We start from the raw sequence: 25,111 nt of genomic DNA on the forward strand, positions 1-25,111 counted from the left end.
GAAAAACCTAGAAAAAAGTGCATTTCGTCGGTTTTTTATGCATTACGTAGAATTTTTATTCTGAATTTACTGTTTAAATAGCATCTAGTTTTAGCTATGATTTAAAACATATACCTATAGGTGTTAACTAATAACCTGTAAACATAAAAATATAGAGATTAAAGCAAAACATACTATTCAGAATTTGAATTGTAGGGTTTAATTGTATTTCAACTAACAACTAACAAAACTATTTCGGTTCTAAAACTACAAATGGAATAATCATCTCCTCTAGGGATATACCACCATGCTGATAGGTGTTACGATAATAACTTACATAATGATTATAGTTGTTTGGATACGCTAAAAAGTAATCGCCTTTAGCAAAAATAAAAGAGCTACTCATACTCATAGAAGGTAAATGAATCTCTCTAGGATCTTTTGCAGCCATAACTTCTCTATCTTGGTAAGTGAGGCTTCGACCTGTTTTATATCTTAAATTAAGACTTGTATCTCTGTCTCCAATAACTTTAGATGGACTCCCAACATTTATAGTTCCATGATCTGTAGTAATAATGAGTTTAAAACCTAATTGTTGCGCCTGTTGTATCACTTCTAATAATGGTGAGTTTTTAAACCAACTTTGTGTTAAAGATCTGTAAGCTTTATCATTAGATGCTAATTCTTTTACAACTTCCATTTCGGTTTTGGAGTGTGATAGCATATCTACAAAGTTATATACTATAACACTGAGGTCATTATCTTTTAGGGATTTAAAATTATCAACTAATTTTTTCCCTGCTTTAAGATTTGTGATTTTAAAATAGTCGTGTTTTAAATGCGTTAATCCTAAGCGTTTTAATTGAGCTTCTAAAAATTCTGCTTCAAACATGTTTTTTCCACCTTCGTCAGTATCATTTTTCCAGTATTTAGGAAATAATTTTTCCATATCGCTTGGCATTAATCCAGAGAATATGGCATTTCTGGCATACTGAGTAGCTGTTGGTAGAATGCTATAAAATGGTATTTCTGATGTTTTCTTGTAGTAATTAGTAATCGTAGGCTCAAACGATTTCCATTGATCAAAACGCAAATTATCTACTACAATAAGTAGTGTTGGTTGATTTTTTGAAAGTTCAGGAACAACCTTGTCTTTAAATAAAGTATGAGACATTATAGGTGCATCATTCTTATGATCAAACCATGAGGCGTATTCCTTCTCTATAAACTTTCCAAATTGAAGATTAGCCTCGGTTTTCTGAGATTCTAAAATTTCAGTCATACCAATATCTTCAATATCTTCTAGTTGTAATTCCCAATAAATAAGTTTTTGGTATAGTTCTGCCCAGCCATCAAATGTATTTACCATAGATAAATCCATAGCAATTTTTCTAAATTCTTGCTGATAATTAGACGTAGTCTTTTCAGATACAAGTCTTGAGAGGTCAAGATTCTTTTTTAGGCTTAATAAAATCTGATTTGGATTTACAGGTTTTATTAGATAATCAGCAATTTTACTGCCAATAGCTTCTTCCATAATATACTCCTCCTCACTTTTGGTTATCATTACAACCGGAAGGTTAGCACGTTTCTCCTTAATTTCATTAAGCGTTTCAAGACCTGTGAGTCCTGGCATATTCTCATCTAGGAATACGATATCGAAATTTGTATCTCCAATAATCTCTAGAGCTTCGGTTCCGCTTTGGCAAGTGGTTACATTATATTGCTTTTTCTCTAAGAAAAGAATATGAGGTTTAAGTAAATCAATTTCATCATCAACCCAGAGAATATTTATATTGTTCATGTATATTTGTTTAAATTAATGGAAGATCAACGTTTGAGAACGAAGAACAAACTTAAGATATTTAACGACCCAATTTACGGTTTTATTACAATTCCTAATGCGTTAATTTTTGATCTTATAGAACACAAATATTTCCAGAGACTTCGACGGATAACTCAAATGGGAATGTCTTACCTTGTTTATCCTGGTGCGCACCACACAAGATTCCATCATGCTTTAGGTTCAATGCATTTAATGCAAAATGCTATTAATGTGCTTCGTTTTAAAGGTGTTAGCATTTCTGATGATGAAGAAAATGGACTTTTAATAGCTATTTTATTACACGATATTGGGCATGGTCCATTCTCTCATGCCATGGAACATAGTATAGTAAATGATATCTCTCACGAGGAAATTTCATTACTATTTATGCAAGAATTAAATAAACAATTTAACGGAAAATTAGCATTAGCGATAAAAATATTTAAAGGAGAATATCATAGACCTTTTATGAATCAGTTGATTTCTGGCCAGTTAGATATGGACAGAGCAGATTATTTGAAACGCGATAGTTTTTACACAGGTGTTGCTGAAGGTAACATTAATTCTGAACGTTTAATAACCATGCTTAATGTGGTTGATGATCTGTTAGTACTTGAAGAAAAGGGCATATACAGTGCAGAAAAATTTTTAGTTGCGAGACGATTAATGTATTGGCAAGTCTATTTGCATAAAACAGGATTAGTTGCAGAAGAATTACTAATGCGTGTACTAAAGAGAGCCAAAGAATTAACTGAACACGGCGTAAAACTAGATTCTAGTGAAGCCTTAAATTACTTTTTAAGTCATAATATTAAGCACGATAGTTTTGATGAAAACACACTGAATATTTTTGCTAAGCTAGATGATTACGATATTATTTCTGCAATGAAAGCATGGCAATACAGTGATGATTTTGTTCTAAGTAATCTCTCAGATATGCTAATTAATAGGGATTTATTAAAAATAAAACTAAAAAATAAACCCATTAAAAAAGAATTGCTTAATGAGCATATAGATAAGCTTATTGGTAAATATGAAATCACTAGAGGTGAAGCTGAATATTTTGTGTTTTTAGGTCAGATTTCTAATCAGGCTTATGAGTTAAAAAAGCAGAATATTAACATTCTTCATAAATCTGGTAAAATAGAGGATATAGTTAAGGCTTCAGATCAGTTAAACCTTAAAGCACTTTCTAAACCAGTAACCAAGTACTATATATGTTATCCTAAAGACAGATTGTAATACATTTTTTCTATTTTTGCGGAACATGAAATTTACAGCACAACAAATAGCAGGAATTTTAGAAGGTGATGTCGTTGGCAATCCTGAAGTAGAAGTCTCTAAACTTGCAAAAATTGAAGAAGGTAAAAAAGGGACCTTAACCTTTTTAGCCAATCCAAAATATAAATCCTATATCTATTCAACCGAAGCTTCAATAACAATTGTAGATAAAGCTTTTGAACCAGAGAATCCAATTACAACGACACTTATAAAAGTTGAGGATGCATATAAAGCGTTTTCTAAGTTATTAGAATATTATAATCAAATAAAATTTAATAAGTCTGGTATAGAGGAGCCTTGCTTCATTTCTGAAAGTGTAAAACAAGGCGATAATATTTACATTGGTGCTTTTAGTTATTTAGGAGATAATGTCGTCATTGGTAATAATGTAAAGATTTTTCCAAATAGTTATATAGGAGACAATGTTACCATTGGTGATAATACTATGATTTTTTCAGGAGCTAAGATTTATGCAGAATGTCTAATTGGTAATGGTTGTGTTATAAATTCTGGAGCAATTATTGGAGCAGATGGTTTCGGTTTTGCACCAAACGAAAAAGGGGAGTATTCTAAAGTACCACAAACAGGTAATGTAATCTTAGAGGATTTTGTAGATATTGGAGCTGGTACTACGATAGATAGAGCAACGCTAGGTTCTACAGTCATTAGACGAGGAGTTAAGTTAGATAACCAAATTCAGATAGCACATAATGTTGAGATAGGTAAGAACACAGTTATCGCTGCCCAAACAGGAATTGCAGGTTCTACTAAAATTGGTGAAAACTGTCAAATAGGAGGACAAGTAGGTATTGTTGGCCATATTACTATTGGTAATAATGTAAAGATACAGGCTCAATCTGGTATAGGAAGAAACGTCAAGGATAATGAAGTACTCCAAGGATCACCAGCTTTAAGCTATGGCGATTATAACAAATCATACGTATATTTTAAAAACCTTCCTAAGATTGTGAAGGATTTAAATGAAATTCAAAAAACAGTAAATGGCAATAGTTAATACCGAAACAAAACAGCGAACCATTGCTAGTGAGGTGTCATTACAAGGTGTTGGTTTACATACAGGCAAAGATGTAACCTTAACCTTTAAACCTGCTGCAACTAATCAAGGATTCGCTTTTAAAAGAATTGATTTAGAAGGAAGTCCAATTATTGAAGCAGACGCTAATTATGTTACCAATACGCAACGAGGCACAATGCTTGAAAAAAATGGTGTTATTATCCAAACTTGTGAGCATGTTTTAGCAGCATTAGTTGGTTTAGATATTGATAATGCATTAATTGAACTTAATGCTTCAGAACCACCAATTATGGACGGTTCGTCAAAATTCTTTGTAGAAGCTTTAGAATCTGCTGGTATTGAAGAGCAAGATGCTTTCAGAGAAGAGTATGTGGTTACAGATGTCATCTCTTATACTGATGAAGAATCAGGTAGTGAAATACTCATCATGCCTTCTAAAAACTATAAGGTAACTACTATGGTAGATTTTGGAACCAAAGTTTTAGGAACCCAAAACGCTACTTTAAATCATGTTTCAGAATTTAAGACAGAAATTGCAGATTCTAGAACGTTTAGTTTTTTACATGAGTTAGAAACTCTTCTTGAACATGGTTTAATTAAAGGAGGTGATCTTAACAATGCTATTGTTTATGTAGATAAAGAACTATCTCCTGAAACTATGGAGAAGTTGCGTATTGCTTTCAATAAAGATAGTATTGCAGTGAAATCTAATGGTATTTTGGATAACCTAACCTTGCATCATCCTAATGAAGCAGCTAGGCATAAACTTTTGGATGTTATAGGTGATTTAGCATTAATTAGAACCAGAATAAAAGGAAAAGTAATTGCAAATAAACCAGGACATTTTGTGAACACGCAGTTTGCAAAAAAAATGTCAAAGATTATAAAAAATGAGCGACGAAATAATGTTCCGGTTGTAGATCTGAATGCAGAACCTTTAATGGATGTCAATCAGATAATGAATATGTTACCTCACAGGCAACCATTTCTATTATTAGATAAAGTTTTTGAGTTAACAGAGTCTCGTGTTATAGGTATGAAAAACGTCACTATGAATGAGCCTTTTTTTGCTGGTCATTTTCCTGGAGCACCTGTAATGCCTGGAGTACTCATTGTTGAAGCTATGGCACAGACAGGAGGAATTCTAGTATTAAGTACTGTACCAGATCCTGAAAATTATTTGACGTTTTTCATGAAAATTGATAATGTAAAATTTAAGAAAAAAGTAGTTCCTGGTGATACATTAATATTTAAGTGCGAATTAATTACACCTATTAGACGTGGTATTTGTCATATGCAAGGTTATGCCTATTCTAATGGTAAACTTTGTGCAGAAGCAGAACTCATGGCACAAATTTCTAAAGTAAAATAAATAGAATGAACCAACCCTTAGCATACGTACATCCTGGAGCAAAAATCGCCAAGAATGTAGTTATTGAACCTTTTGCAACTATACATAATAATGTTGTTATTGGAGAAGGAACTTGGATAGGAAGCAATGTTACTATTATGGAAGGTGCTCGCATCGGAAAAAATTGTAATATTTTTCCAGGAGCAGTTATTTCTGCTGTGCCACAAGATTTAAAATATAATGATGAAGATACTACTGCAGAGATTGGTAATAATGTTACTATAAGAGAGTGTGTTACTATAAACAGAGGTACCACAGATAAGATGAAAACAGTTATTGGAGATAATTGTTTAATTATGGCTTATTGCCATGTTGCTCACGATTGTATCGTTGGTAATAACTGTATATTCTCTAATAATAGTACACTTGCTGGTCATATTAATGTAGGTGATTTTGTGGTATTGGCTGGTATGACTGCTGTGCATCAATTCTGCTCTATTGGTAATCATGCCTTTGTTACAGGTGGATCCTTAGTAAGAAAAGATGTACCTCCTTTTGTTAAAGCAGCTCGAGAGCCATTATCTTATGTTGGTATTAATTCAGTAGGATTAAGACGAAGAGGGTTTTCAACAGAAAAAATTAGAGAAATACAGAATATCTATAGAATACTGTATCAGAAAAATTATAATAATACCCAAGCTTCAGAAATTATTGAAGCAGAAATGGAAGCTACTACAGAACGCGATGAGATTTTACAGTTTATCAAAAATTCGCATCGAGGTATTATGAAAGGCTATTTTAAATCAAATTAAATTTATCCTCTAAAACTTTTGCATGAGGACTAATAAATAAATACTCAAATATGGCAAGTACATCAGATATAAGAAATGGATTGTGCATCAGATTTAATCACGATATATATAAAATCATAGAGTTCCTTCATGTAAAACCTGGAAAAGGTCCAGCATTTGTGAGGACTAAATTAAAAAGTGTTACAACAGGTAAAGTAGTTGATAATACATTTTCAGCAGGACACAAAATAGAAGACGTCAGAGTAGAAACGCACAAATTTCAATACTTATACAATGATGGCGAGTTTTATCATTTTATGAATGAAGCTGACTACACCCAAATACGTTTACTAGAAGCAGCATTAGATGCGCCAGGATTAATGAAAGAGGGTGAAGTGGTTACTGTGTTAATTAATACAGAAGATAACTTGCCGCTTTCTGTAGACATGCCAGCAAGTGTTATACTTGAAGTTACTCATACAGAACCAGGAGTTAAAGGCAATACTGCGACTAATGCAACTAAACCTGCAACAGTAGAAACAGGTGCTACTGTTAATGTCCCATTGTTTATCAACGAAGGTGACAAAATAAAAATTGAAACAGCAAAAGGTACTTATAAAGAAAGAGTTAAGGATTAAAAATGGTCATTGAGGCTCTCGAAATGAGCATTTCATTATGAAGTTTCCAAAAAAGCATACATTAAAAGAAATAGCAGATATTATTAACTGCCAATTTGTAGGCTCTTCTGAATTTTCGGTCTTAGGTATGAACGAAATTCATGTTGTAGAACCAGGAGATATTGTATTTGTTGATCATCCTAAATATTATGATAAAGCACTTAATTCTGCTGCGACTATAATATTGATTAACAAAGAAGTTGAGTGTCCTGAAGGTAAAGCTTTACTTATTAGTGACGATCCTTTTAGAGATTTTAACAAACTTACTAATTATTTTAAACCCTTTACAGCTTCAAGTTCATCAATATCACCATCAGCTACAATAGGTAAAGGAACCATCATACAACCCAATTGTTTTGTAGGGAATAATGTGGTTATAGGAGATAATTGTGTTATTCATTCAAACGTCAGCATTTATGACGATACCATTATTGGAGATAATGTTGTTATCCACGCAGGAACTATTTTAGGAGGAAGTGCATTTTACTACAAAAAACGACCAGAAGGATTCGATCAATTGTTATCAGGTGGTAGAGTAGTCATAGAAGATAATGTGCATTTAGGTGCATTGTGCACTATAGATAAAGGTGTAACAGCAGATACAACTATTGGAGCAGGCTCTATGTTAGATAATCAAATCCAAATAGGACACGATACTGTTATTGGTAAAAAATGTTTAATTGCTTCACAAGTAGGTATTGCAGGTTGTGTTATCATAGGAGATGAGGTTACTATTTGGGGACAAGTAGGTATTACTAGTGGCATCACTATTGGTGATAAAACGGTAATTTCTGCCAAAGCAGGTGTAAGTAAATCTTTGGAAGGGAATAAACATTATTTTGGAATTCCTGCAGAAGATTTTAGAACAAAATACAAGGAGATTGCTAATATTAGGCAAATACCAGATATACTTCAACGCTTAAAAGAAAATAATATATAATGCAAGCATTAGAACTCGTAAAATCATTTTACAATAGCGATTTAGCAAATGATAGTGACATTATCAAAACAATATTTCACAAAGATTGTGAATTGCATTGGACAGGTAGCCAGGGTTTTATGCTATTAAATTATGATGGAATTGTTGATTTTTTTGAAGGAATAAGAAAATCTTACCACCAATTACGCTTTGAATTCTCACACCTATTTGAAGCTAATGATAGCGTAGTAACAAGACATACGCTCTATGCTCAAACCATAGAAAATTCTGAAAGTGAAATGGCTTTAGGGCATTTTATGGCTATATGGGAAGTAAAAGATAATAAGCTTTTCCGATGCTATGAAATTAGTCAGCAAGCAGATGAAACAGATAAGTCAAGTATGGATTCATACGCTAAAAGAAAATTATAAAAAAGAGGTCGTAATTACGTGACAAAACTCTTATTTTTGCTCAACGAAAATTTAAAAAAAATAATCACAAATAATGAGTGTATTAGTTAATAAAGATTCAAAGATAATTGTACAAGGATTTACTGGTAGTGAAGGTACTTTTCACGCTGGTCAAATGATTGAATATGGAACCAATGTTGTAGGAGGTGTAACTCCTGGAAAAGGAGGACAAACGCATTTAGATAAGCCTGTTTTTAATACTGTAGAAGAGGCTGTTAGTAAACTTGGGGCAGATACTACGATTATTTTTGTACCACCAGCATTTGCAGCAGATGCTATTATGGAAGCTGCTGATGCAGGTATAAAAGTAATTATTACAATAACTGAAGGAATTCCTGTAGCTGACATGATTAAGGCTTCAGACTATATACAAGATAAAAACTGTAGACTTATTGGTCCTAACTGTCCAGGAGTCATTACTCCAGGTGAAGCTAAAGTTGGTATTATGCCAGGTTTTGTGTTTAAGTCAGGTAAAGTAGGAATTGTTTCAAAATCTGGAACATTAACTTATGAAGCTGCTGACCAGGTAGTTAAACAAGGGCTTGGGATTACAACTGCTATTGGTATTGGTGGAGATCCTATTATCGGAACAACAACCAAGGAAGCTGTGGAACTATTAATTAATGATCCAGAGACTGAAGCTGTAGTTATGATTGGTGAGATAGGAGGTCAGTTAGAAGCAGATGCTGCTAATTGGTACAAAGAGAGTGGTAGTAATAAACCAGTTGTAGGTTTTATTGCAGGTGAGACAGCACCAGCAGGCCGTACAATGGGTCATGCAGGAGCTATTGTTGGAGGTAGTGATGATACTGCACAAGCAAAAAAGAAAATTATGAGAGCATGTGGTATTCATGTAGTAGATTCACCTGCAGAAATAGGAAAGAAAGTAGCTGAGGTACTTGGTTAATTTTAAGTTATAATTTTAATGACTTGTCATCCTGAACTTGTTTCAGGATCTTACATAAACTGTTAAAAACCTTACAAAATCTTGTGAGGTTTTTTTATTTGATGCAACTTGTATTTGCTATATTTGATATACAACTAATTAACAATTAAGAATGAAATTATTAGAAGGAAAAACAGCCATAATTACAGGAGCTAGTAGAGGTATTGGTAAAGGTATTGCGAGAGTTTTTGCCGAACATGGAGCAGATGTAGCATTTACTTACAGTTCATCCGTAGACGCTGCGAATGCATTAGAAAAAGAATTGAATGGATTAGGAGTAAAAGCAAAAGGCTATCAAAGTAATGCTGCTAGTTTTGATGATGCACAAACCTTAGCTGAAGCCGTTAAAGAAGAGTTTGGAAGTATAGACATATTGGTTAATAATGCTGGTATTACAAAGGATAATTTGTTAATGCGTATTACTGAAGAAGATTTTGATAAAGTCATTGAAGTTAATTTAAAGTCAGTTTTTAACATGACTAAAGCTGTACAACGTACCATGCTAAAGCAGCGTAAGGGTTCAATAATAAACATGAGTTCAGTTGTAGGTGTAAAAGGTAATGCAGGTCAAACCAATTATGCAGCATCAAAAGCCGGAATTATTGGCTTTTCAAAATCAGTAGCTTTAGAACTAGGATCTAGAAATATTAGAAGTAATGTAATTGCTCCAGGTTTTATTGAGACAGAAATGACAGCAAAATTAGATGAAGCTACAGTTGATGGTTGGCGTTCAGCAATTCCATTAAAACGTGGCGGAACTCCAGAAGATATCGCTAATGCTTGTGTTTTTCTAGCAAGTGATATGTCTGCTTACGTTACAGGTCAGACCTTAAACGTTGATGGAGGAATGCTAACCTAACTTTCCTAGTTAAGCAGGAATCGTATTCTACAAAGCCTAAAATTTTAATGAGTTCAACAACCATAGTATATATCATCCTTGCAGGAATTTTAGCGCTACTTGTAGCGCTATTTCAATATAAACCTAAAGGAAAGTTTATTCATAAGAATATTTTCATTTTAGCTTTGCTAAGATTTATCTCTGTTTTTGCACTGTTGGTATTACTAATTAATCCAAAGTTTGAAAAACGTTCTTACTTTAACGAAAAACCAAATTTGGTAATTGCCGTAGATAATTCAGAATCCATTGCTTATTTAGATCAGGATGAGAATGTAAAGTCACTCTTAGAATCTATAACAAACAATCCTGAAATACAAGAACGCTTTAATGTAGAACAATTCTCTTTTGGTAATTCTGTTCAACAGTTAGATACTCTCAGTTTTAAAGATTCACAATCTGATTTAAACTTAGTTTTTGAACGCTTTAAAGAAGTCTATGAGAGTTCAATAACACCCATTGTATTTATAACAGATGGAAACCAAACTTACGGAAATGACTATGAGTTTTCAGCAAGTAAGTTTAAGCAACCTATTTTCCCAGTTATACTAGGAGATACCATTACATACGCAGATTTAAAGCTTCAGAAGTTAAATGTTAATAAATACGCATATTTAAAGAATCAATTCCCTGTTGAAGCCATTGTGGTCTATAATGGAACAGAATCTGTTTCCACTACGTTTAAAGTGAATATAGGAAACTCAATAGTATTCAGTAAAAATCTGAATTTTAGTAAAACAAATTCTTCACAAGTTATTTCATTTAATCTACCAGCAAATCGTGTTGGTGTTAAAACTTTTAGAGCAGTAGTAGAACCATTATCTACGGAGAAAAATACCATTAATAATGCTAAAAGTTTTGCTGTAGAAGTTATAGATCAGCAAACTAATGTAGCTTTAGTTTCAGATATTACGCATCCAGATTTAGGTGCATTAAAATCTGCCATTGAACGTAACGAACAACGAAAAGTTAGAATTATTAAACCAACAGAATATTTAAGTAAAATTTATGATTATCAATTGGTTATACTGTATCAGCCAAATAATAAGTTTAGATCAGTTATTCAAGAAATTCAAGCTAAAAAGTTGAATAGCTTTCTTGTTGCTGGAGCAAAAACTAATTGGGCATTGCTTAATGCATTACAAGCTAATTACAATTATAAAATCACAAATCAGGTAGAAGATTTTCAAGCTAATTTAAATAGAAACTATAGTTCTTTCATAGTAGAAGATATTGGCTTTGATAATTTCCCACCACTTAAAGGTAATTTTGGAGAAGTAACCTTTAATTTACCCATTGAGACTATTTTATATAAAACGGTAAATGGTATTGAAACTACTGAACCATTATTAGCAACCTATGAAACTAATGGAATAAGAGAAGCTATTTTATTAGGTGAGCATCTTTGGAAATGGAGAGCTCAGAGCTATTTAAGTAAAAATGATTTTAATGAATTTGATGATTTTATAGGTAAGTTGGTTCAGTATTTAGGATCTGATTTTAGAAGAAATCGCTTAAATATAGATTACGAATCCTTTTACAATGGAAACGATAATGTTATTATTTCTGCACAATATTTTAATAAAAATTATGAATTTGATGGCGATAAAAATCTAACTATAACTCTTAAGAACATAGATAATAATTCTACGATTCAATTTCCTTTTATTTTAAAATCAAACAGTTACGAAGTAGATATAAGTGGTATTAAAGCTGGTGATTATCAATTTACAGTAAGCGTCAACGGAGAGAACATTTCAAGATCTAGCTCCATTAAAATACTAGATTATAATGTTGAGCAACAATTTTTAAATGCAGATGTAACAAAGTTACAGCGATTGGCTACTAATAGCAATGGTAAAGCATTTTTTAATACAGAATCCCAAGAGTTAATTGATGTTTTATTACAAGACAATCGCTTTGCAATCATACAAAAGAGTACTAAAAATATCGTACCTTTGATAGACTTTAAATATTTATTGGCTCTAATAGCTTTAAGCCTTGCTATAGAGTGGTTTATGAGAAAATATAAAGGCCTTATTTAACACTAAAAAAACAAACATATACTATGGAAAAATTACCAAAAATTGGATTGCCAATTTTAATTGCAATTATTGTTTTAATAATACTTATATCTAAGTCTGCAGTAACTATAGGTCCAGGTGAAGGCGGAGTTATTTTTGAGCGTTTAGGAGAAGGTATCAATACTGAGAAAACTTATGGTGAAGGATTTCATATTGTAGCACCTTGGAATAACATGATTGTTCGTAAAGTTCGACAACAGTCAGTATCAGATCAAATGAATGTACTTTCAGTAAATGGACTAGAAGTAAAGGTAAACGGAACTATATGGTACGAACCAGAGTATAGTAACCTTGGTAAATTAATCAAAACTAAAGGTGAAGATTACGAACACGAACTTCTGGATCCTGCTATTAATGCAGCTGCTCGAAGTGTTGTTGGTCGTTACACACCAGAACAATTGTATTCTAGTAAGCGTGATGTTATTGAACAAGAAATATTAGATGAGGTTACAAAGTTATTAGATGGCCAATATTTAATCGTAAAGCGAGTGCTAGTTGAAGATGTGCAATTGCCTCCAACAATTAAAGGAGCAATAGAGCGTAAATTGAAACAAGAGCAAGAATCTTTAGAGTATGAGTTTAGACTTGTAACAGCAGACAAAGAAGCACAGAAACAACGAATCGAAGCGCAAGGTAAAGCAGATGCAAACCGAATTTTAAGTGCTTCGTTAACAGATAAAATCCTTCAGGATAAAGGGATTGAAGCAACAATAAAATTGTCTGAATCGCCTAATAGTAAGGTTATTGTCATTGGATCTGGAGACTCAGGTATGCCAATAATTTTAGGGAACCAATAAAAATTTCATAAAAGACTTGGTTTTATGAATTTATTTTCTGAAACTTTGTTCAGAACAAAAACTGATATGAATTTTATTCAATTACATCACCATCATTTTCATACTTGCACTCAAGCGAGCTGAAAATGTATTGAATAAATCAAGATATTTTTAAAACCGTTTGAGTAAATCAAGCGGTTTTTTATTTCCATGAAATTGGAAATTCCTCCGAAAAGATTTACTCAAACATAAAACAAAAGATTTCCGCTTTCTCGGAAAAAAGTTATGAGTAAATTAAAGATTGCAGTTCAGAAATCTGGTCGTCTTCATGATGATTCAATGAAAATCCTAAAGGAAATAGGAATTTCCGTAGACAATGGTAAAGATCAGTTAAAGGCCTCAGCTCGAAACTTTCCTTTAGAAGTTTTCTATTTAAGAAATGGCGACATACCTCAATATCTAAGAGATGGTGTTGTAGATGCAGCGATCATTGGAGAGAATGTGTTAATTGAAAAAGGAAAGGACATTTCAATTGTTGAGCGATTAGGGTTTTCTAAGTGTAAAGTGTCTATTGCAGTGCCTAAATCTTCGGATGCCAAAAGTCTTAAAGATTTAGAAGATAAACGCATAGCAACCTCATACCCAAATACTGTAAATCAGTTTTTAGAGACAGAAGGTATAAATGCCCAATTACATATTATTAACGGCTCTGTAGAAATTGCTCCAAATATTGGGCTAGCAGATGGAATCTGTGATATTGTTTCTAGTGGAAGCACACTCTTTAAAAATGGTTTAAAAGAAGTAGAGGTTCTTTTAAAATCTGAAGCAGTTCTAGCCACGTCTCCATTGATTTTAGATGAGAATCAAAAGTTAGTAGATAAACTTCAATTTAGACTAAAATCTGTATTAAAAGGGAGGCAAAACAAATATGTACTGCTTAACGCACCTAATGAGAAATTAGAGGATATCATCAAAATACTACCAGGAATGAATAGCCCAACTATTTTACCACTGGCAAAAGAAGGCTGGAGTTCGCTACACTCAGTAATTAATAAGAATGAATTCTGGGAAGTTATTGATGAGCTCAAACAAAATGGCGCAGAGGGTATATTAGTTTGTCCTATTGAAAATATGGTGCTATAAATGTCATTCCTGCGAAGGCAGGAATCTCATAATTAATTGTAATGAATTTAGTAAGGACTTAAAAATGAAAATATATATAAATCCAGATAAATCCGAATGGTCAGAGTTGCTTAAGCGTCCATCAGAGACTGTAGGCGATATTGAAACTATTGTTAATGCTATTTTTAATGCTATTAAAACATCTGGAGACAAAGCAGTTGCTGATTATACTTCAAAGTTTGATAAAGTTGAATTGACTACTTTTTTAGTTGCCGAAGATGAAATAAATGATGCTTCCAATAAAATCTCAAAGGAACTAAAAGAAGCCATTAATTTGGCAAAATCGAATATTGAAAAATTCCATTCAGCTCAAAAAACGGATAGGGTTTTTCTAGAAACGATAGAAGGTGTAGAATGCTGGCAAGAAAAAAGACCTATTCAAAAAATTGGTTTATATATTCCTGGTGGCACAGCACCTTTATTCTCGACAGTTTTAATGCTTGCTGTACCTGCTCAAATTGCTGACTGTGATGAAATTGTGCTCTGCTCTCCTCCAAATAAAGATGGTAAGATTGCTGATGAAATTTTATATACAGCACAATTATGTGGTGTAACTAAAATTATAAAAGTAGGAGGAATTCAAGCTATAGCAGGACTGACGTTTGGTACAGAAACTATCCCTAAGGTTTATAAAATTTTTGGACCAGGAAATCAATACGTAACAGTTGCTAAACAACTAGCAACAAAATATGGTGTCGCTATCGATATGCCAGCTGGTCCTAGTGAATTATTGGTCATGGCAGATGAATCTGCAAATTCGGCTTATGTGGCCTCAGATTTGTTGAGTCAGGCAGAACATGGTTCAGACAGTCAGGTTATTTTAGTTACCAGTTCAATGAAATTTGCTGAGCAAGTCAATCAAGAAGTCAAATCACAACTTAAAGATTTACCTAGAAAAGAGATGGCTACAAATGCTATCAATAATTCTAAATCAATTGTTGTGGATAATTTCGAAACGGCTTTAGAATTAATTGACGAATATGGTCCAGAACATTTTATAGTTTGTACAAATTATAACAATTTCTTTGTAGATAATATTGGAAATGCAGGTTCAGTATTTATTGGTGATTATACACCTGAAAGTGCTGGTGATTATGCATCTGGTACAAATCATACTTTGCCTACTAACGGCTTTTCGAAAGCTTATTCTGGTGTGAATCTCGATAGTTTTCTGAAGAGTATGACCTTTCAAAAAATATCTCGAAAAGGTATTAAAAATATTGGACCAGCAATCGAATTAATGGCTGAAGCTGAAGGCTTGCAAGCTCATAAGAATGCGATAACAAAAAGATTGAATGATTTAAAATGATTTTGTCATTCCGCACTTGATGCGGAATCCAATTTGAAGAACAACTAATCAAATGAAACGAAATTTTAAAATAAATAATTTAGTAAGAGAAAATATTAAATCTTTGGAATCCTATTCATCTGCCAGAGATGAATACAAGGATGCCTCTGCAGATATGATATTTATGGATGCAAATGAGAATCCATTTCAAACCAAGGTGAATCGTTACCCAGACCCTCAACAAAGTAAACTAAAGGAACGATTGTCTGAAATTAGAGGTGTACCAACTTCTCAAATCCTATTAAGCAATGGTAGCGATGAAATTTTAGACCTTTTGTTTAGAGCATTTTGTGAACCTAAAAACGATAATGTAATTACGTTACCACCAACATATGGTATGTATGAAGTACTAGCAGATTTAAACGCTATAGATATATTATCTGTTGAATTAGACACTAATTTTGAGCCTAAAGTACCTGAAATCCTTGCAGCTCAAACTGAGAATTCAAAAATTCTGTTTTTATGTTCTCCAAACAACCCAACAGCAAATAGTTTTAATGCTTATAAAGTAGAAGAATTAATCAATGGCTTTAATGGCTTAGTTGTTATAGATGAAGCTTATATTGAATTTTCTTCTCAAGAAAGTTGGTTAGGTAGGTTAAATGAGTTTCCAAATTTGGTAGTTACACAAACGTTGTCTAAAGCTTATGGCTTAGCAGGAATTAGACTTGGTATTTGTTATGCATCCGAATATATCATATCAATTCTAAACAAAATCAAACCACCATATAATGTAAATCAATTAACTCAGGATAAGGCATTAGAACGTTTGTCAAACTTAGACAAAGTTAATAGTGAAGTTGAATCCATATTAAAAGAACGAGAGTTTATAATAGAGCAATTGTCAGAAATTTCATTTATTAAAACTATATATCCTTCGGATGCGAATTTCATATTAGTCAAAGTAGACAATGCCAATTTGCGTTATGACCAATTGATTGACAATGGCATTGTAGTACGAAACAGAACTACACAGCCTTTATGTGAAAACTGCTTACGATTTACAGTGGGTACACAAAATGAAAATAAGCAACTAATTAAAATATTAAATGAACTATAAACGTCACATCGAGTGAATTCGAAGTATGAGAAATTGTATCAAGATGTAATGGGTTCTCGATACGATTTTCAAAAAGAAAATCACTCGAACTGACGTAAAACATATAAAAACTAAGGTTGTCATTCCGCACTTGATGCGGAATCAACTTTGAAGCACAAATAAAAATAGATTCCTGCCTATGCAGGATTGACAAAAAAGATGAAAAAAACAGTACTATTCATAGACAGAGACGGAACTTTAATAAAAGAACCAGCAGACGAACAAATAGACTCTTTTGATAAGCTAGAGTTTTACCCAAAAGTATTTCAATACTTAAGTAAAATTGAAAAGGAATTGAATTTTGAAATCGTAATGATTACAAATCAAGATGGATTAGGCACAGATGCTTATCCTGAAGATTCTTTTTGGCCAGTTCATAATTTTGTTTTAAAAACATTTGAGCATGAAGGCGTAGTATTTAAAGAGCAGTTTATTGATAGAACTTTTGCAAAAGATAACGCACTAACACGGAAGCCAAATACTGGATTATTAACCAAGTATTTTTCTGAAGATTACGATTTAGCAAATTCATTTGTCATTGGTGATCGATTAACGGATGTTGAATTGGCCAAGAATTTAGGTTCTAAAGGCATATTTATTAATGACAATACCAATCTTGGAACTGACGAAGTGAACATTAGTCCTAATGAGTTACAAGATTCTATTGCGTTAGAAACTAGTGATTGGGAGACTATATATAGATTTTTAAAAACAACAGAACGTGTTGGTTCAATTGTACGGAATACCAATGAAACTAAGATTAAGATCGACTTAAATTTAGATGGTAAAGGTAGAAGCAATATAGATACAGGAATAGCATTCTTTGATCACATGTTAGACCAAATTGCACGTCACGGACAAATGGACTTAAACATTAAAGTTGATGGTGACTTAGAAGTAGATGAGCATCACACTATTGAAGATACAGCTATTGCCTTGGGAGAAGTTTTTTCAAAAACTTTAGGTAATAAATTAGGTATAGAACGCTATGGGTTTTGTTTACCAATGGATGATTGTTTAGCACAAGTGACTATAGATTTTGGTGGTCGGAATTGGTTGGTTTGGGACGCCAATTTTAAACGTGAAATGATTGGTAAAATGCCAACAGAAATGTTTTATCACTTCTTTAAATCTTTTACTGATGGCGCAAAGTGTAACTTAAATATTAAGGTCGAAGGCACCAATGAACACCACAAGATTGAAGCCATATTCAAAGCGTTTGCAAAGGCCATAAAAATGGCTGTAAAACAAGATGTAGAAAAAATGATTTTGCCATCAACAAAAGGGATGTTGTAAATGTCATTCCGACAGAGCGTAGCGACGAGGAATCTCATTATGAGATTTCTCACATTCGGTCAAAATGACAAAAAATAATTATGAATTTAAAAATAGTCAATTACGGAGCTGGAAATATTAAAAGCATTCAGTTTGCTTTTCAGCGATTGGGTTATGATGCTATTTTGACATCAGACTCAAACGAAATTCTTAAAGCAGATAAGGTGATATTTCCTGGAGTAGGAGAAGCTAGTTCAGCCATGAAAAAACTAAAAGAAAGTGGTTTAGATAAACTCATCCCAAAACTTAAACAACCGGTTTTAGGAATTTGTTTGGGTATGCAATTGATGTGTAACCATACTGAAGAAGGTGGCACTAAAGGTCTAGGGATATTCAATACCAATGTGAAACGCTTTTCAAGTAAGGTAAAAGTGCCACAAATGGGTTGGAATACCATCAAGAACCTTAAATCAGATTTATTTAAGGGTATCATAGAAGAAGAATACATGTACCTTGTACATAGTTATTATGCAGAATACTGTGATGAAACTATTGCTACTTCACAATATGAGCTTGAGTATGCCACTGCGTTAGAGAACGATAATTTCTATGGTGTGCAATTTCACCCAGAGAAAAGTGGAAAAATAGGTAAGCAATTATTAAAAAACTTTTTAGACTTATAAGATGAGAATAATTCCAGCTATTGACATTATTGGAGGTAAGTGCGTTAGACTTACTAAAGGCGATTACAATACAAAAAAAGTGTATAACGAAAACCCTCTAGAAGTTGCTAAAGCTTTTGAAGCTTCAGGTATTGGGTATTTGCACCTGGTAGACCTTGATGGTGCTAAAGCAAGGCATATTGTTAATTATAAAGTCTTAGAGCTTATAGCTTCAAAAACGAACTTAAAAATTGATTTTGGAGGTGGTTTAAAGGCTAATGAAGATTTAAATATTGCTTTTAACTGTGGTGCAAAACAAATTACTGGAGGAAGCATAGCAGTTAGCGACAGACAAACTTTTGAAGGATGGTTGGCTAAATATGGGCCACAAAAAATTATTTTGGGTGCGGATAGCAATCATGGAAAAATAGCCATTAATGGTTGGCAAGATAGTAGTAAGGAAGAAGTTGTTTCGTTCATAAAAGATTATCAGAGAAAACAAATTAAATATGTCATATGCACTGATATTTCAAAAGATGGCATGTTAGAAGGTCCTTCTATAGCACTTTACAAAACTATAATAAAAGAGTGTAGCAATAATAGTAGTGCTCAATCTATAAAGCTAATTGCATCTGGTGGTGTTTCTGGAATAAAAGATTTAGAAGAATTAGAGAAAATTGGATGTGAAGGTGTAATTATTGGTAAGGCTATTTATGAGAATAGAATTAGTTTAAGAGAATTAGAACAATTTATATAGTATGCTCACAAAACGAATTGTTCCTTGTTTAGATATTAAAAACGGTCGTACTGTAAAAGGTGTCAACTTTATTGGTTTACGTGATGCAGGTGATCCTGTTGTTTTAGCAAAACAGTATGCTGAATTAGGAGCGGATGAATTAGTGTTTTTGGATATTGCTGCAACTCTAGAAAATAGAAAAACCATGTATGATATGGTTTTAAAGGTTGCAGAGCAAGTGAATATACCTTTTACTGTTGGTGGTGGAATATCGTCAGTTGAAGATGTTGATGCGTTATTACATTGTGGTGCTGATAAAGTCTCTATTAATTCGTCAGCTTTACAACGTCCAGAATTAATTAGTAAACTTTCTGATAAGTTTGGTAGTCAAAGTATTGTCGTTGCTATAGATGCTAAGCAAATAGAAGGTGAGTGGTTTGTGCATTTAGCAGGAGGAACGATACAAACTGAGGTGAAATTATTTGATTGGGCTAAAGAAGCAGAACAACGTGGTGCTGGTGAAATCCTATTCACATCTATGAATAATGATGGTACCAAAGTAGGGTTTGCAAATGAAGCTTTAGCTACGTTATCAGAATTAGTAAATATTCCAATTATAGCATCTGGTGGCGCAGGCACGATTCAACATTTTGCTGATGCATTTACTCTAGGAAAGTCAGATGCTGCATTGGCTGCAAGTGTTTTTCATTTTGGTGACATTCCTATATTAGAACTGAAAAGAGAATTAAAGAAACAGGGAATTCCTGTTAGAATATAACAAAACTGGTCACCTTGAGCGCAGTCGAAAGGTAGTTTTGTGATCCAAAAAGGTCTCGACTGCGCTCGGCCAGACAGAATTAAAAATTATGAATATAGATTTTAATAAAAGTGTTGATGGCCTTGTGCCAGCTATAATCCAAGATGTAACGACTAAAAACGTTCTAATGCTTGGTTATATGAACAATGATGCACTTCAAAAAACGATAAATACGAAGTTAGTAACGTTTTTTAGCAGAACAAAACAACGTCTATGGACCAAAGGAGAAGAAAGCGGAAATTTTTTAAATCTTATTGATATTAAATTAGACTGTGATAGTGATACACTTTTAATTAAAGTGAGCCCTCAAGGGTCAATATGTCACACAGGTTCTGATACTTGCTGGAATGAGGAAAATATAAACAGTTATGGATTTCTATCTGAATTAGAGTCGATTATTGAAAGCAGAAAGAATAATGCAACTGAAGACTCGTCTTATGTTGCCTCATTATATGCAAAAGGTATAAATAAAATTGCGCAAAAAGTAGGAGAGGAAGCTGTTGAAGTTGTTATTGAAGCAAAAGACACTAACGATGAGTTATTCCTCAACGAAAGTGCAGATTTACTCTTTCACTACCTCATTCTTCTACAAGCTAAAGGCTTTAAAATTAATGATGTAGTGAATATTTTAAAAAATAGGAAAAATTAAAAGCATCAGTATTTCTGATGCTTTTATTACAATATCTACTTTAATATTAAGAGTTCCAACTATTAGCTGTAGCTTTTCTAGACATCCAAACTAATAATGCTGCAAAGACTATAACTAATACAGGAATAAAGATTCCAGTAATTTGACCACCTGTAGATGGTCCATCTGTTGTAAACCACCAGATTTGAGTAGCAACAGCACATACAAAAGATATTATCAATATTGGAGTAGCTACTTTTTTTCTTAAAAGAAGTAATAAACTTCCTAATAATCCTGTAAATACTGCAATAGCAAATACTGCTGTAGCCCAAGCCGGTCTGCTATCTAAAATTGCTAACTGTTCTGTGGTAACTTGCTCTAAAAAGCCTTCAGTTCTGTAGGCTTGCTGAATGTAATTCATTACGCCTAAGGCGTTCCAGAGAAGTGCAATGATACTGAGAATCCAATACCAAATAGGTGGTTTTGATGTTGACATAATTTTTATAATTTAAGTTAGTTAATTGATAACAATGTATAAAAAATTTGATAGATGCCTTCATTTAGTGTATTTTCAAACCTAAATCTTAAGCCTTGCAAAAGAAGTTTTTTTACGTATTTACGATTCAATATTTAGGATATCGTTTTCATGGTTGGCAGAAACAACCTAACCTTAAAACTTTGCACTTAATGATAGACAGAACATTTAAATATGTTTTGAAGAACAAGAAGTTTAAAACTTTAATAACAGGTAGAACTGATGCTATGGTTTCTGCCAATGAAACAGCTTTTGAGTTGTTTTTAGAAGAGCCTATAGAAGATCAAAATACTTTTTTGAATTGGTTTAATTATAATTTACCACAAGACATAAGAGCATTAGCTATTAGAGAGGTAGATGAGAAATTTAATATCATACAACACTCTAAATTAAAAGAATACATTTACTTATTTGCATTCGGTGGAAAATTTCATCCATTTTGTGCACCAATTTTAACCACTATTTTAGATGATTTAGATATTGCAATCATGAAAGAAGGTGCAAAGTGTTTTGAAGGCGCTCATAATTTTAAAAATTATTGTTATAAGGCTTCAGATTCTGGAGTGTATAATAGAACAATAGATTTATGTGAATTGGTTGATAACGATTTATTTAGTGCAAATTTTTTTCCTGAAAAGACCTATATGCTAAGAGTAAGAGGAAAAGGCTTTGGACGAAATCAAATTCGGTTAATGATGGGAACACTAATAAAATTAGGAAAAGGAGAGGTGGATATAAATTTTATAAAGCATAGTTTAACACCAGGAATAGATTCTCATCAAGATTATATAGCACCAGCATCAGGATTAATATTAAATTCAGTAAAGTTTGAACAATAAAAAAAGCATTGACGTTTAATCAATGCTCTTAATATTTTGGTTAGTTGTTTAATGTATCCTTAACTAACGACGTGCATCTTTGGTTCTTTGTCAACGAATTTACCGTTAACAGATTCTCCTAATATTAAAACTTCTTTAGAACGCTCGTACATTTTTATAGCACGATGCATTTGCAATTTATTCTGGCTATAAAGTTTAATTCCAGATCTTGCGCCTTTGTTTCTAATTTCAATATAGTATCCGTCTTTTAGTTTTGTTGGTTTTGTTGCTGGTCTACCCATTTGTATATATTAGTTTGAAAAGTTTTGCATTATAGTGAAAATTCTTTCAAAAAACAAGCCGTTTTCCTTACTTTTATGCAATAACTTGATTTACAGTATTATGTCAATAATAGTACCAAAAGAGGTGTTTCCATTTTTTAAGAAACTACAAAAAAATAACAATCGCGACTGGTTTTCAGAGCATAAGACAGAATTTAAAGCTATTGAAGCTAAGGTAAAAGTATTTTATAACGCTATTTCTGATAACTTAAATAAACACGATATCATAGATAAGGTTAAAATCTTTAGAATCTATAGAGACGTGCGCTTTTCTAAAGACAAAACGCCTTATAAAACACATTTTGGAGGCTCTTTTCATAGAAAAAAACCAGAGCTTAGAGGTGGTTATTACTTACATATTCAGCCTAATAACGAAAGTTTTTTAGCTACAGGCTTTTGGGAACCTCACAAGGATGATTTACTAAGAATTCGTAAAGAATTTGAAATGGATGATCAAGACATACGTGAAATTATCACTAACAAAAAATTTAAATCTGTTTGGGGAGAATTGGTAGGCGATGAAGTGAAAACCGCACCAAAAGGGTTTAATAAAGAGCATACTGCCATTGACCTCATTAGAAAGAAGCAATTTATTTTTACCAGAAAATTTACAGATAAAGAAGTGCTCTCTGATGGGTTTTTAAAAGAAATAGATACTTCTTTTAAAGCAATAAGGCCTTATTTTGATTATATGAGCGATGTCTTAACGACTAACCTTAATGGTGAATCACTGCTTTAAATCAAACAGCTTTTAAAACCTCAGGTTTTTCAAATAATTGAATTTGGCTTAGTAAACGTTGTTTAACAATATTCATCATACGCTTATTTAATGCTGAAGAATTTTGGATGTACACTTTATATTCTTCTAACGTAAAAAGCCCAATAATCATACCTTTTAATGAGTTTCTAAACTTCATGTTTTTATGCGTTGCATTCTCTATATAGGCCATTCGTTTTTCTAATGACAAATCATAAAACACATTTTTGTGTTTAGCAATATAGTTTCTAAAGGCTTCTATAAGTAAATCATTTTGAAATTTAATTACAGGACGCAATACTTCGTTTTGAAAGCGTTCGTCAGCTGACATATTTTTATGTATAGTTAACGAAGGAATTTCTGGGCGACAATTTTTGAGGTTATTTTTACGGTTCATGAGGATTAGATTTATCATTAAAAGTATCTATTTCAAGTTTCAAAAAACTTATTAATTAGTTTTCTTGTTAACGAGCTTATTAACAGCGAAGAATTTTAAATTAGGTATTCGAAATTCTAATATCTGATATGTATCTTTATTCAAAATTTAGATTATGAAATTTGGCAGTGTAGAAAATCCTGAAGGAATAGATTTCACCTTACCAGAAGATCATCCAGATACAAAACATGTACTCCATAAAGTAAAGGACGATAATGAACCTGAGGTTTTTGTTGGTTGTGCTAAATGGAATAAAGCAGACTTAAAAGGGTTTTACCCAAGAGGAACAAAAGATGAACTAGAATATTATTCTACACAGTTCAATTCTATTGAGTTGAATGCAACGTTTTATAGAATTTTTCCTCCAGAACAGTTTGAAAAATGGAATATTAAAACTCCAGTTGACTTTAAATTTTTTCCAAAATTAAACCAAGAAATTAGCCATTGGAAACGCCTTAATGAAACCAAAGAGGTTGTTGAACATTATTTATATAATGCGTCTAATCTTAAAGAAAAACTTGGAACAATTTTTTTGCAAATGCATACTAATTTTGCACCTAAAGATTTTGATCGTGTGATTAATTTTGTGGAGTCTTGGCCTAAGGAGGTGCCTTTGGCTATTGAGTTTAGGCATACCAACTGGTATAATGATGCTAAAGTTGCAGAAGAACTTTACGATTTGCTAGAACAAAACAACATTTCTAATGTTATTGTTGATACTGCAGGAAGACGAGATCTTATGCATATGCGCTTAACTAATGCAACAGCTTTTATAAGATATGTAGGTGCTAACCACGAAAGTGATTATAAAAGACTAGAAGATTGGGTTGACCGATTGGTTGCCTGGAAAGATCAAGGCATAAAGGAAATAGATTTCTTTGTACACCAAAATATTGAAAAAGCCTCACCTTTATTGTCAGCACATTTTATTAAGACACTGAATCCTGCATTTGGTTGTAATCTTACCATTCCTAAAATGGGAAATGATAAGGTAAATACATTATTCTAACCACTAACCACTAACCACTAACCACTAACCACTAAAAGATGAGATTTCACACACGTAAATGGGTAAAGCCTGAAGATCTAAATCCAAATGGAACACTGTTTGGAGGTCGATTGTTGGAATGGATTGATGAAGAAGCTGCGCTCTACACTATTGTTCAACTTGAAAATTCAAAGATTGTAACGAAGTATATTTCTGAAATTAACTTTATGGCATCTGCAAAAAAGGGTGACATCGTTGAAATGGGTATGGAAGTTACTAAGTTTGGTAGATCATCAATATCTATGAAGTGTGAAGCACGTAATATGATGACCAGAGAAACCATTCTCACTGTAGACAACATAATTATGGTTAATCTTGGAAAAGATGGGAAACCAACACCTCATGGAAAAACTCGTGTGGAGTTTGTGAGTAATAGACTTAAGGATAAATAGACTATAC

Annotated in this window: 27 protein-coding genes; 23 read left to right on the forward strand and 4 right to left on the reverse strand. The window is 32.7% G+C overall.

The genetic code is table 11. The features are described from left to right. Positions 1-229: 229 nt before the first annotated feature. The gene (gene porX / locus RM697_RS08435; RefSeq protein ID WP_311427438.1) at positions 230-1,783 is read right to left on the reverse strand and encodes a T9SS response regulator signal transducer PorX; all 1,554 of its coding nucleotides are present in this window, start codon (positions 1,781-1,783) and stop codon (positions 230-232) included. Positions 1,784-1,816: 33 nt separating this feature from the next. Between porX and RM697_RS08440 the strand changes: the two genes are divergently transcribed. From RM697_RS08440 to hisIE, 19 genes are all read left to right on the forward strand, one after another. Beyond that, on the forward strand, positions 1,817-3,046 hold the full coding sequence (locus RM697_RS08440; protein ID WP_311427660.1) for an HD domain-containing protein: 1,230 nt from the start codon (positions 1,817-1,819) through the stop codon (positions 3,044-3,046). A gap of 25 nt (positions 3,047-3,071) precedes the next feature. After that, the gene (gene lpxD, locus RM697_RS08445) at positions 3,072-4,100 is read left to right on the forward strand and encodes a UDP-3-O-(3-hydroxymyristoyl)glucosamine N-acyltransferase (RefSeq protein ID WP_311427439.1); all 1,029 of its coding nucleotides are present in this window, start codon (positions 3,072-3,074) and stop codon (positions 4,098-4,100) included. Further along, positions 4,087-5,493: a bifunctional UDP-3-O-[3-hydroxymyristoyl] N-acetylglucosamine deacetylase/3-hydroxyacyl-ACP dehydratase gene (locus tag RM697_RS08450; protein WP_311427440.1), complete on the forward strand. Its 1,407-nt coding sequence runs from the start codon at positions 4,087-4,089 to the stop codon at positions 5,491-5,493. The genes lpxD and RM697_RS08450 overlap by 14 nt, the downstream gene beginning before the upstream one ends. A gap of 5 nt (positions 5,494-5,498) precedes the next feature. Next, positions 5,499-6,284, forward strand: a complete 786-nt coding sequence (lpxA, locus tag RM697_RS08455) for an acyl-ACP--UDP-N-acetylglucosamine O-acyltransferase (protein WP_311427441.1) — start codon at positions 5,499-5,501, stop codon at positions 6,282-6,284. Between the two features lie 50 nt (positions 6,285-6,334). Next, the gene (gene efp / locus RM697_RS08460) at positions 6,335-6,901 is read left to right on the forward strand and encodes an elongation factor P (RefSeq protein WP_311427442.1); all 567 of its coding nucleotides are present in this window, start codon (positions 6,335-6,337) and stop codon (positions 6,899-6,901) included. A 37-nt stretch (positions 6,902-6,938) separates the two neighbouring features. Continuing rightward, a complete protein-coding gene (locus RM697_RS08465; protein ID WP_311427443.1) occupies positions 6,939-7,880 on the forward strand; it encodes a UDP-3-O-(3-hydroxymyristoyl)glucosamine N-acyltransferase in 942 nt (313 codons plus the stop codon). Then, positions 7,880-8,290, forward strand: coding sequence for a nuclear transport factor 2 family protein (locus RM697_RS08470; protein ID WP_311427444.1), 411 nt, complete (start codon positions 7,880-7,882; stop codon positions 8,288-8,290). The genes RM697_RS08465 and RM697_RS08470 overlap by 1 nt, the downstream gene beginning before the upstream one ends. Positions 8,291-8,363: 73 nt before the next feature. Next, positions 8,364-9,236 (forward strand): succinate--CoA ligase subunit alpha, encoded by an 873-nt coding sequence (gene sucD, locus RM697_RS08475; RefSeq protein ID WP_311427445.1) that lies wholly within the window; start codon positions 8,364-8,366, stop codon positions 9,234-9,236. A gap of 151 nt (positions 9,237-9,387) precedes the next feature. Continuing rightward, positions 9,388-10,134 (forward strand): 3-oxoacyl-[acyl-carrier-protein] reductase, encoded by a 747-nt coding sequence (fabG, locus tag RM697_RS08480; RefSeq protein ID WP_311427446.1) that lies wholly within the window; start codon positions 9,388-9,390, stop codon positions 10,132-10,134. 47 nt (positions 10,135-10,181) lie between these two features. Beyond that, the gene (locus RM697_RS08485) at positions 10,182-12,215 is read left to right on the forward strand and encodes a VWA domain-containing protein (RefSeq protein WP_311427447.1); all 2,034 of its coding nucleotides are present in this window, start codon (positions 10,182-10,184) and stop codon (positions 12,213-12,215) included. 23 nt (positions 12,216-12,238) lie between these two features. Continuing rightward, positions 12,239-13,051 carry a prohibitin family protein gene (locus RM697_RS08490; protein WP_311427448.1) on the forward strand — a complete coding sequence of 271 codons (813 nt, stop codon included), beginning with the start codon at positions 12,239-12,241 and terminating at the stop codon, positions 13,049-13,051. Positions 13,052-13,315: 264 nt separating this feature from the next. Then, positions 13,316-14,173, forward strand: a complete 858-nt coding sequence (gene hisG, locus RM697_RS08495) for an ATP phosphoribosyltransferase (RefSeq protein ID WP_311427449.1) — start codon at positions 13,316-13,318, stop codon at positions 14,171-14,173. Between the two features lie 64 nt (positions 14,174-14,237). Next, positions 14,238-15,521 (forward strand): histidinol dehydrogenase, encoded by a 1,284-nt coding sequence (gene hisD, locus RM697_RS08500; protein WP_311427450.1) that lies wholly within the window; start codon positions 14,238-14,240, stop codon positions 15,519-15,521. Between the two features lie 52 nt (positions 15,522-15,573). After that, positions 15,574-16,620 (forward strand): histidinol-phosphate transaminase, encoded by a 1,047-nt coding sequence (gene hisC / locus RM697_RS08505; RefSeq protein ID WP_311427451.1) that lies wholly within the window; start codon positions 15,574-15,576, stop codon positions 16,618-16,620. 198 nt (positions 16,621-16,818) lie between these two features. After that, positions 16,819-17,955 carry a bifunctional histidinol-phosphatase/imidazoleglycerol-phosphate dehydratase HisB gene (gene hisB / locus RM697_RS08510; RefSeq protein ID WP_311427452.1) on the forward strand — a complete coding sequence of 379 codons (1,137 nt, stop codon included), beginning with the start codon at positions 16,819-16,821 and terminating at the stop codon, positions 17,953-17,955. 80 nt (positions 17,956-18,035) lie between these two features. Further along, positions 18,036-18,617: an imidazole glycerol phosphate synthase subunit HisH gene (hisH, locus tag RM697_RS08515; RefSeq protein ID WP_311427453.1), complete on the forward strand. Its 582-nt coding sequence runs from the start codon at positions 18,036-18,038 to the stop codon at positions 18,615-18,617. A gap of 1 nt (position 18,618) precedes the next feature. Further along, positions 18,619-19,353: a 1-(5-phosphoribosyl)-5-[(5-phosphoribosylamino)methylideneamino]imidazole-4-carboxamide isomerase gene (hisA, locus tag RM697_RS08520; protein WP_311427454.1), complete on the forward strand. Its 735-nt coding sequence runs from the start codon at positions 18,619-18,621 to the stop codon at positions 19,351-19,353. Position 19,354: 1 nt separating this feature from the next. Further along, positions 19,355-20,110 (forward strand): imidazole glycerol phosphate synthase subunit HisF, encoded by a 756-nt coding sequence (gene hisF, locus RM697_RS08525; protein ID WP_311427455.1) that lies wholly within the window; start codon positions 19,355-19,357, stop codon positions 20,108-20,110. Positions 20,111-20,195: 85 nt separating this feature from the next. Further along, positions 20,196-20,798, forward strand: coding sequence for a bifunctional phosphoribosyl-AMP cyclohydrolase/phosphoribosyl-ATP diphosphatase HisIE (gene hisIE / locus RM697_RS08530; protein WP_311427661.1), 603 nt, complete (start codon positions 20,196-20,198; stop codon positions 20,796-20,798). 46 nt (positions 20,799-20,844) lie between these two features. Here the strand turns inward: hisIE and RM697_RS08535 are convergent, their stop codons facing one another. Further along, positions 20,845-21,273 carry a hypothetical protein gene (locus RM697_RS08535; protein ID WP_311427456.1) on the reverse strand — a complete coding sequence of 143 codons (429 nt, stop codon included), beginning with the start codon at positions 21,271-21,273 and terminating at the stop codon, positions 20,845-20,847. Between the two features lie 191 nt (positions 21,274-21,464). Between RM697_RS08535 and RM697_RS08540 the strand changes: the two genes are divergently transcribed. Beyond that, positions 21,465-22,151, forward strand: a complete 687-nt coding sequence (locus tag RM697_RS08540) for a tRNA pseudouridine synthase A (RefSeq protein ID WP_311427457.1) — start codon at positions 21,465-21,467, stop codon at positions 22,149-22,151. A 59-nt stretch (positions 22,152-22,210) separates the two neighbouring features. Here RM697_RS08540 and RM697_RS08545 read toward each other — a convergent pair whose 3' ends face one another. Further along, entirely contained in the window at positions 22,211-22,432 is a 222-nt protein-coding gene (locus tag RM697_RS08545) for a hypothetical protein (protein ID WP_311427458.1), read from the reverse strand. A gap of 100 nt (positions 22,433-22,532) precedes the next feature. Here RM697_RS08545 and RM697_RS08550 point away from each other — a divergent pair, with 100 nt between their 5' ends. Continuing rightward, the gene (locus RM697_RS08550; RefSeq protein WP_311427459.1) at positions 22,533-23,210 is read left to right on the forward strand and encodes a DUF2461 domain-containing protein; all 678 of its coding nucleotides are present in this window, start codon (positions 22,533-22,535) and stop codon (positions 23,208-23,210) included. A 1-nt stretch (position 23,211) separates the two neighbouring features. Here the strand turns inward: RM697_RS08550 and RM697_RS08555 are convergent, their stop codons facing one another. Further along, positions 23,212-23,625 (reverse strand): glyoxalase, encoded by a 414-nt coding sequence (locus RM697_RS08555; RefSeq protein WP_311427460.1) that lies wholly within the window; start codon positions 23,623-23,625, stop codon positions 23,212-23,214. A gap of 154 nt (positions 23,626-23,779) precedes the next feature. Here RM697_RS08555 and RM697_RS08560 point away from each other — a divergent pair, with 154 nt between their 5' ends. Together RM697_RS08560 and RM697_RS08565 are read left to right on the forward strand one after the other, a co-directional pair. Next, positions 23,780-24,673 (forward strand): DUF72 domain-containing protein, encoded by an 894-nt coding sequence (locus tag RM697_RS08560; RefSeq protein WP_311427461.1) that lies wholly within the window; start codon positions 23,780-23,782, stop codon positions 24,671-24,673. A 38-nt stretch (positions 24,674-24,711) separates the two neighbouring features. After that, on the forward strand, positions 24,712-25,104 hold the full coding sequence (locus RM697_RS08565; RefSeq protein WP_311427462.1) for an acyl-CoA thioesterase: 393 nt from the start codon (positions 24,712-24,714) through the stop codon (positions 25,102-25,104). The last annotated feature ends 7 nt before the right edge of the window (positions 25,105-25,111 follow it).

The sequence above is a fragment of the Microcosmobacter mediterraneus genome (assembly GCF_031846265.1).
GTDB lineage: Bacteria > Bacteroidota > Bacteroidia > Flavobacteriales > Flavobacteriaceae > Microcosmobacter > Microcosmobacter mediterraneus.